Consider the following 4,943-nt stretch of genomic DNA (forward strand, 5'->3'; position numbering starts at 1 on the left):
CATGGCGGCGCGGACGCGGTGGTCGATGTCACCGGCGGCTTCACGCGGGATATCGGGAGCGGCCTGCGGCTGGACGGCTTCGTCAGCGGTCACCTCTTCGCCGGGGCCGCGGGGAGCCTGGACTATGTCGAGGGCGGCGTGGGCGCGAGCTATGCGCTGGGCCCGGCGGAGATCGGGGTCGATGCACGTTATGCGCCCGACCAGTCGGCGATCGGCGGCGACAATCTGTGGCTGGGCGCGCGTGCGCGCGTCGGCGTCCCGGCGACGCCGTTCACCGTCAGGGGCACGATCGGCCGATCCTCCGGCTCGGTCGACGATCCCGAACGCGCCGCCCGGCTGCGTCCCGGGGGCAATTACACCGATTGGTCGCTGGGCGTGGACCATATCACCGGGCCGATCAGCGTGGGTGTGCTCTATACGGGCACCGACATCGACGATCGCGTGCTCGCCTCGCGCTACGCCAATCCCAGCCACATCGGCGACAAGGTGACGGCGCGGCTGGCGGTGAGTTTCTGACGTCTTCTCCCTCTCCCCGCGCGCGCAGAGAGGGCCGGGGAGAGGACGGCGGAGAGGGGCAGTCGAAGGCGTCGCCCCCCGACACTTCCCCTCTCCCCACCTCGCTTCGCTCGGCCACCCTCTCCCGCATGCGGGGAGAGGCGGACAGGTCTTCCCTTTCGGCTCCCGACCGGCGACAATCCCCGCAAAACAAGCCGGGAGAGGATCATGAAGTCACCGATCTGCGCCATGCTGGGCGTCGATTTTCCGCTGCTCGCCTTCAGCCACTGTCGCGACGTCGTCGCCGCGGTGAGCCGCGCGGGCGGGTTCGGCGTTCTTGGCGCGACCGGCCACACGCTGGAAAGCCTGGAGACCGAGCTTGCCTGGATCGATGCGCATGTCGACGGCAAGCCTTACGGGCTGGATGTGCTGATCCCCGAGAATCTCGCCACCGGCGGGGCGAAGGGGCTGACCCGTGCATCGATCCTCGACAAGGTGCCCGCCGCGCACCGCGCCTTCGTCGGTGACCTTGCCGAAAAGCATCATTTCACCATGCCGCCCGAACGGCCGGATTCCGATGCCCCGGCCCCGTTCGATCCCAATCTGGCGCTCGCGATGCTGGACGTCGCCTTCCGCCACCCGATCAAGCTGATCGCCAATGCGCTGGGCGTGCCGCCGCAGGCGATGATCGACATGGGGCGGGAGCGCGGCGTGCCGGTGGCCGCGCTGGTCGGGGCTAAGGAGCATGCCTTGCGCCAGGTGGACGCAGGCGTTGACATACTGGTCGTGCAGGGCGGCGAGGCGGGCGGCCATTGCGGCGAGGTGTCGACCATGGTGCTGGTGCCCGAGGTGATCCGCGCGCTGGAGGCGCAGGGCAAGCGCGTCCCCGTGCTTGCGGCCGGCGGGATCATGACGGGCGGGCAGATGGCCGCCGCGATGGCGATGGGCGCGGATGGAGTCTGGACCGGTTCGGTGTGGCTGGCGACGCCCGAAAGCGAATGTTCGGACGTGTTCCGCGACAAGATGGTGGCGGCCACCTCACGCGATACGGTGCGTTCCAGGAGCCGCACCGGCAAGCCGTCGCGCCAGCTGCGCTCCGCGTGGACCGATGCCTGGGAGGGGCCGCAATCGCCGGGCGCGCTGCCCATGCCCTATCAGAGCCTGATCAGCGAGCCGGCGATCCGCGCCTGCGATCTTGCGGCCCAGAAGGGCGATCCCGCCGCCCGCGAGATGGTGACCTATTTCGTCGGCCAGGGCGTCGGGCTGGTCGACCAGGTGCGGCCCGCCGGCCAGGTGGTGCAGGATTTCAAGCTGGAGTTCGCCGAGGCGGTCGAGCGGATGACGGAGTTGTTGGGCGACTGACGCAACCCGTCGCCTTTTCGTCCGGGTTGGGCGCATCGCTAACCTTTACGTAACCCTCTTCTTATCAGGTCGCGGTGGGCCCGCGCGTGGTGGGGGGTCACATCGACGGGAAGGGACCGGCATGCGCTTGTATCTCGCAAGCTCATTCATCTTTCCGCGCAGCCTGCAATTGCGGCTGTTCGCGGTTTGCTTCGTGGGGACGCACCTGCCGCTGCTGGCCTTCATCGCCTGGGCGGTGACGACCGGGAAGCTGGACATGTCCGGCGCGATGGTGGTGACGCTGGCGACGCTGGTGGGAACGGTGATCGCGGTCGGCGGCATCTATGCCCTGCTGGCGCCGATCCATCTCGCGGCAAAGGCCCTCAACGATGCCGAGGACGGCCAGATCGCGCCCGTGCCGCGGATCGGCGGCAACGATCTGGCGGCGCGCCTGCTGGCCGGCGTTAATCGCGCGGCCGAGGCGACCGCCGAGCGGATGCGCAAGCTGAGCCGCGACGCGAGCATCGACCCGCTTACCGGGATGCTCAACCGGCGCGGGCTGCGCGATCAGCTGGAGGCGATGGACCCGGCGGCGACCGTCGGAGCCATCGCGCTTGTCGACCTCGATCACTTCAAGCTCATCAACGACGTGCTCGGCCATCCGGCGGGGGACCGCGTGCTGCACGATTTCGCCAAGGGCATCACCGGGACGGTGCGGCGCACCGATCTCGTGGCGCGCTGGGGTGGCGAGGAGTTCCTGATCTACTTCCCCGGCGCCACCGAGGCGCAGGCGCGCATGGTGCTCGTGCGGCTGGGCGAGCGGCTGCGCAACGAGCCGCTGGCGCATGTGGGGGACCGGCCGCTGACCTTTTCCGCAGGGACGACCGCAGTGTCGCGCGACACGTTCGAGGAGGCCGTCCGCCGCGCCGATCTGGCGCTGTACGAGGCGAAGCGGCGGGGCCGGGCGCGCATCATGAGCAATGCGGAAATCGCTGGCTGAGCCGTCAGATCCCGTCCGGGAAGACGTGGTAACCGGCCGCCTCCAGCGCGGCGGTGAGGTCCGCGATGCAGACGTCGACCGCGGCACCATCCGGTGAGCGGACGACGAAGTTGGCGCCGGTGCGCCCCTCGCGAAAGAAGGGGTAGCTGCCGATCGCGACGCCCGAATGCGTGCGTTCCGCCTCGCGCAGCAGATCGGCGATCTCGCTTTCGGCCACCCAGCAGCCGATCTGACGGCTGACCACCGGACGGCCGCCTTCCAGCGTGCCCGTCAGCGCGTCCAGCATGCCGGCGGTGATGTGCGGCACGCCGGCCATGATGAAGACGTTGCCGATGCGGATGCCCGGCGCGCCCGACATGCGGTTCTCGATCAGGTCGGCGCCCTGCGGCACGCGCGCCATGCGCAGCCGCGCCTCTGTCGCCCCGCCGCGCGTGGCATAGTAACGCTCCAGCACCGCCACCGCCTGCGGGTGGTGCACCACATTCACGCCGAGCGCAGCGGCGATCGCATCCACCGTGATGTCGTCATGCGTCGGCCCGATCCCCCCGGTAGTGAAAAGATAATCGTTGCGCGCCCTGAGCGTGTTCACCGCCTCGACGATCGCCGCCTCGCGATCCGCCACCACGCGCACCTCGACGAGCCGGATGCCCTGGACGTTGAGCCATTGCGCGATCTGCGCAACGTTCTTGTCCTGCGTGCGGCCCGAGAGGATTTCGTCGCCGATGACGACGAGCGCGGCGGTCCAGATGCGTTCGCTCTCCATGCAAGAGCCGGCATAGCCTCGCAAAAGTGCCCTCGTCACGCTATATCGGCGGCCATGACCGAATATGTGACCGTCACCAGCGACGCGCCGCTGGGCCGCAACGGCGCCATCAAGCTGCATGGCCCGGACGCTTTCGCCGGCATGCATGCGGCGGGGAAGCTCGCCGCCGAAACGCTCGACATGATCGTGCCCCACATGGTGCCCGGCGTGACCACCGCCGAGATCGACGCGCTCGTCTATGCCTTCATCAAGAGCCGCGGCGGCGTGCCCGCGACCCTGGGGTACCGCGGCTATACGCACAGCTGCTGCATCTCGATCAACCATGTCGTCTGTCACGGCATCCCGGGCGAGAAGACGCTGAAATCGGGCGACATCGTCAACGTTGACGTGACCCCGATCCTCGACGGCTGGCATGGCGATTCGTCGCGCATGTACCTGATCGGCGACGTGCCTTTGAAGGCACGCCGGCTGGTGGACGTCACCTACGAATGCCTGATGCTCGGCATCGAGCAGGCCAAGCCGGGCAACACGATGGGCGACGTGGCGCATGTGATCCAGCGCTATGCGGAGTCGCATCGCTATGGCGTGGTGCGCGATTTCTGCGGCCATGGGCTCGGCCGGCTGTTCCACGACGCGCCCGAAGTGGTGCACGTCGGCCGACCGGGTACCGGGCCGGAGCTGAAGCCGGGAATGATCTTCACGATCGAGCCGATGATCAACATCGGCCGCCCCGACGTGAAGCTGCTCGACGACGGCTGGACCGCGGTGACGCGCGACCGCTCGCTCTCCGCGCAATTCGAGCATTCGATCGGGATCACGGAGACGGGCTGCGAGATCTTCACCGTCTCGCCGGCGGGGCTGCACAAGCCGCCGTACGCCTGACACCCGTTCGTGCCGAGCGGGAGAACCTGACACCTTCGTCAGGCTAATCCACCCGACTTAGCCACTTCCCTTCGCCACCAACCTGGGTCAGTCTCCCGCCAAAGCTCGAAACAGGGGCGGGGAGAGGATGATGCGGTTCGGATATGCGCTGATCGCGGCGCTGGCGCTTACGTCGTGCAACTCGAACAGCGGCGGCAATGACACCGCGGCCGCGGATCGCTCCGCCACCACCGGCGTCGGCAAGGTCGACGCCGCGCTGCTCACCACCGGCGGCGACGGGCGCGACTGGGCGATGACCGGCTTCAACTATGCCGAGCAGCGCTTTTCCCCGCTCACCCAGATCAACGCGGAGAACGTCGGCCAGCTCGGCCTCGCCTGGTATGCGGACATGCCCGATGCGCGCGGGCAGGAGGCGACGCCGATCGTCATCGACGGCAAGCTTTTCGTCACCGGCCCCTGGTC

5 protein-coding genes and 1 pseudogene are annotated in these 4,943 nt (G+C 68.6%); 5 read left to right on the forward strand and 1 reads right to left on the reverse strand.

Translation table 11 applies throughout. From position 1 onward, the window contains the following. The 3 genes from ACFDTH_RS17365 to ACFDTH_RS17375 all read left to right on the forward strand — a co-directional run. Positions 1-516: TorF family putative porin (locus ACFDTH_RS17365; RefSeq protein WP_375288809.1), on the forward strand; the 516-nt coding region annotated here is incomplete at its 5' end. Between the two features lie 207 nt (positions 517-723). Continuing rightward, entirely contained in the window at positions 724-1,857 is a 1,134-nt protein-coding gene (locus ACFDTH_RS17370; protein WP_375288810.1) for an NAD(P)H-dependent flavin oxidoreductase, read from the forward strand. A 121-nt stretch (positions 1,858-1,978) separates the two neighbouring features. Next, positions 1,979-2,836 carry a GGDEF domain-containing protein gene (locus tag ACFDTH_RS17375; RefSeq protein WP_375288811.1) on the forward strand — a complete coding sequence of 286 codons (858 nt, stop codon included), beginning with the start codon at positions 1,979-1,981 and terminating at the stop codon, positions 2,834-2,836. A gap of 4 nt (positions 2,837-2,840) precedes the next feature. Here ACFDTH_RS17375 and ACFDTH_RS17380 read toward each other — a convergent pair whose 3' ends face one another. Further along, entirely contained in the window at positions 2,841-3,599 is a 759-nt protein-coding gene (locus tag ACFDTH_RS17380) for a competence/damage-inducible protein A (protein WP_375288812.1), read from the reverse strand. Between the two features lie 54 nt (positions 3,600-3,653). Here ACFDTH_RS17380 and map point away from each other — a divergent pair, with 54 nt between their 5' ends. Then, a complete protein-coding gene (gene map, locus ACFDTH_RS17385; protein ID WP_375288813.1) occupies positions 3,654-4,481 on the forward strand; it encodes a type I methionyl aminopeptidase in 828 nt (275 codons plus the stop codon). 130 nt (positions 4,482-4,611) lie between these two features. Further along, positions 4,612-4,943 (forward strand): annotated as a pseudogene (locus ACFDTH_RS17390) (PQQ-dependent dehydrogenase, methanol/ethanol family); the annotation flags it as partial.

The sequence above is a fragment of the Sphingomonas sp. genome, assembly GCF_042096255.1.
Taxonomy (GTDB): Bacteria; Pseudomonadota; Alphaproteobacteria; order Sphingomonadales; family Sphingomonadaceae; genus Sphingomonas.